Origin of the sequence: Paraburkholderia sp., assembly GCF_034668105.1 — a bacterium.
Taxonomy (GTDB): Bacteria; Pseudomonadota; Gammaproteobacteria; order Burkholderiales; family Burkholderiaceae; genus Paraburkholderia.
Genome location: NZ_JAXDPY010000019.1, coordinates 1 through 3,283, shown reverse-complemented (window position 1 = coordinate 3,283; position 3,283 = coordinate 1). Strand labels below are relative to the sequence as shown.

Sequence of the window (3,283 nt, the reverse complement as noted above, 5' to 3'; positions counted from 1 at the left end):
CGCTCGAAAAGCTGCTTTCGCGCATGCCCGCTTTTGCTAACGAAAAGGTCACGGATGCAACAGAGCTGGCGCTGCGCAAGTGTCTCTCGATCGCGCTGCGCACTTTGGGGCGGCAGGCCGGCGCTTCGCCGCTGATCGTGCCCGACAAGCCGAGCAACCTGTTGCACAAGTTCGCCGTGGCCACCACCGGGGCGGCCGGCGGCGCATTCGGCCTGTTCGCGCTGCCCGTCGAGTTACCGGTCACGACCACGCTGATGTTCCGCTCGATCTGCGACGTGGCGCGCAGCGAGGGCGAGGATCTGACGTCGATCGACACGCAGCTGCAGTGCCTGACGGTGCTCGGCATGGGCGGCACCTCGAAAGCCGACGACGACGCCGACTTCGGCTACTTCATCATGCGCGGCGCACTGGCGCAGGCGGTGTCGAAGGCTTCATCCGAAATCGCGACGAAAGGCTTTACCGCGCATGGCTCGGCAGCGTTGCTGCGGCTGCTCAACACGATTGCCGCGCGCTTTTCGGTGCAGGTGAGCGAGCAGATCGCCGCCAAGTCGATTCCGGCGATCGGCGCGGTGCTCGGCGCGATGGTCAATACAGTGTTCATCGACCACTTCCAGCAGGTCGCGCACGGCCACTTCACCGTACGTCGGCTGGAACGGCAATACGGCCAGGACACGGTCGAAGCCGCCTATCAGGCAATTGATGTGACGCTGGACGGCTGAGCGGTCCTCGTCGTGCCGCTCGTCGTGCCACCCGTTACACGCCGCACGAAAGCCGCGGCGCGCTCGAGCGCGCGGTTCGCCTCGGGAATGAACGGGGAGAACAGCGGCCAGACGTGCGGCATCTTCTTCCACACTTCGAGCTCACAATCGACACCGGCCGCGCGCGCCTTGTCGGCGACACGTTGCGAGTCATCGAGCAAGACCTCGGTGCTGCCCACCATGATGAAAAGCGGCGGCAAGCCGCGCAGATCTGCATAAACCGGCGAAGCGTACGGATGCGTGGCGGACGTGTCGCCGAGATAAACCTTGGCCGCGCGCGCGATGGCGGGGCCGCTGAACATAGGATCGAGACCGTCGTTGGTGCGGATGGTGGCGCCCGCTGCGGCCAGGTCGGTCCACGGCGAGAACAGCAGACAGCCCGCCGGCAAAGGATCACCAGCATCGCGTAACGCGACCAGCGTGGCGAGCGCAAGGCCGCCGCCCGCCGAATCGCCCGACATGACGATCGACTCGGGCGGCGTACCGTCTGCGACGAGGCGACGGTAGGCGGCGGTCGCATCGTCGAGCGCGGCCGGAAAGCGATGCTCGGGGGCGAGGCGGTAGTCGAGTGAAAAAATCGGCGTGTTGGCGCGCGTCGCCAGACCATACACGAGCGAACGATGCGTACGCGGCGAACAGAAGTAATAGCCGCCGCCGTGGCAATACAGCACGGTCGGACCGTTCGCGGCAACCGATGCGCCGTCAGCCCGCTCGATCCACTCACCGTGCAGCGGCCAATCGTGTGACCCGTACGCTTCGCGCAGACGCCAACCGGCAGGCACGCGCGGCGACCAGGCACGTTTGGCCGTCAGCGCACGCGCCTTCTCCACGTTGACACCCGGCTTCAAGGTTTCCGGTCGAAACTGCCTACGCAGATACCAGCATGCGAGTGCACTTTGCCAGCTCATCGGGACGCGCTCCTTAGATAGTGTCCCGTCATGGTACGTGCGTTCGCCACTGCGCCGGTGGACGACGGCTTCTAATCCCGAAAAAGCGCCCGCCACCGGGCAAGGCTTTCTTCGCGTCAGTTAGCCGGCAAGACCTGCCCGCGAATCTCGCCCATCGGATTCTGTGCGGTGTGCACGTTGAAGTACCACTGCCCCGCCATGAGATCCGTTACCTGCTGGTCGGTGAGCGCCGCCGATCCTTTGATCGGGCTCGCAAGCGCGTCCTTCCCGATCGGCACCTGGATCTTGGCGTTCTGCCCGACCGGCGCGGGACCGTGGAAGTGCGCGGCGCTTGCCGGGCCGGTCAGCCCTTCATAGGTGATGGTCCATTGCAAGGACTTGGTCGACGTATCGAACGTGGCGTTCAACATGCCGTGCCCGTGACTCACGCGCGGCGGCACTTCGCTCGACGGCTCGAGATCGGCCTTCAACGCCACCGTGTCAGCGAAGGCGACGCCCGACGCCAACGCCCACACCACCACCGCAAAATTCAGCTTTCGAAACGCAATCATGGTCTTCTCCGGACTTTGATGCATCGCCGCACCGACATTTCGGACACGCGCGAAGCAACCAAATACTAGTGCAAATCCGTCGAGCCCGTTTGCAACGGCGACGATGCGACAAGGCCGCCTTTGCCGCGTGTGTGCCAACGAAAAAAAGCACCGCGAACGGTGCTTTTTCCTTCCACTATCGATGCTTCAGAAGCAGTCTTAGAGGCAGGCTTAGAAGCGGTGACGGATACCCGTTGTCACGACCACCTGGTTCTTGTTCGACGACGGGGCGTCGGTGCCGTCAACCTGCGCGCCAACTGTGTTGCCGTTCGCGCCGAGATGCGCCACGCCTTCGGCATACAGATCGGTGCGGTGCGACAGCGCGTAGTCGGCCTGCAGACCGAACTGGTTCCAGTGGCTCGAACCGTTCTGCACACCCGGCGTGTTCTGCAACGCCTGCGTGTAGGTGTATGCCGCGCCGAGCGAGAGCGCCGGCGTCAGGTTGTACTGCGCGTCGACTTCGTAGTTGCTGTAACGCACGGAGGCGTCGTTGGCTGCAAAGTTAAACGGCTTTGCGTGTACACCAGACCTACCGTTGCCGGACCGAACGCGTAGCTGCCACCCGCGCCCCACGTGCGCTGCCGCTGACGCTCACCCGCCACACCGAGGTCCGGTGCGCCGTCCTGGATCGCGCCATTCACGTTGCCGCCGAGACCTTGCGCCTGGAGGTAACCGGCCGCCAGCTTCAGGCCACCGTTCGAATAGCCCATACCTGCGCTATAGGCCCGATCGTTTGCGAATGCACCTGCCTGGTTCGAGAAGCCGTACAGGCCGCTGAACGAGAAGCCGCCATAGTTCGCGCTCTGGAACTTCACCGAGTTGTTGATGCGCATCGACGCATTGGCGTTGTCGTTATCGCCGCGATGGGCGAAGTACGTGCCACCCCACGTGCCGGTTGCCGTCAGCGGGCCGAGATAGTCGACCACGGAGTCATACTGACGACCCAGCGTCACCGTGCCGTAGTCGCTCGAGACACCCGCGAACGCCTGGCGGCCGAAGCTGCGGCCACCTTGTGCGGTCGTGCCGT

At 64.4% G+C, this 3,283-nt stretch carries 5 protein-coding genes; 1 reads left to right on the top strand and 4 read right to left on the bottom strand.

The genetic code is table 11. From position 1 onward, the window contains the following. Positions 1-719 (top strand): EcsC family protein (locus tag QOC89_RS00975; RefSeq protein WP_323043308.1); only part of this gene is annotated, 719 nt, incomplete at its 5' end. On the opposite strand, the gene QOC89_RS00970 is transcribed toward QOC89_RS00975, so the two are convergent. The 4 genes from QOC89_RS00970 to QOC89_RS00960 all read right to left on the bottom strand — a co-directional run. Further along, on the bottom strand, positions 689-1,666 hold the full coding sequence (locus QOC89_RS00970; protein ID WP_323043307.1) for an alpha/beta hydrolase: 978 nt from the start codon (positions 1,664-1,666) through the stop codon (positions 689-691). The two genes, QOC89_RS00975 and QOC89_RS00970, sit on opposite strands and share 31 nt — an antisense overlap. 116 nt (positions 1,667-1,782) lie before the next feature. Next, on the bottom strand, positions 1,783-2,217 hold the full coding sequence (locus QOC89_RS00965; protein ID WP_323043306.1) for a CHRD domain-containing protein: 435 nt from the start codon (positions 2,215-2,217) through the stop codon (positions 1,783-1,785). 210 nt (positions 2,218-2,427) lie between these two features. Then, positions 2,428-2,736 carry a porin gene (locus tag QOC89_RS31770; RefSeq protein WP_416340320.1) on the bottom strand — a complete coding sequence of 103 codons (309 nt, stop codon included), beginning with the start codon at positions 2,734-2,736 and terminating at the stop codon, positions 2,428-2,430. Continuing rightward, positions 2,694-3,283 (bottom strand): porin (locus QOC89_RS00960; protein WP_416340319.1); only part of this gene is annotated, 590 nt, incomplete at its 5' end. The genes QOC89_RS00960 and QOC89_RS31770, both read right to left, overlap by 43 nt.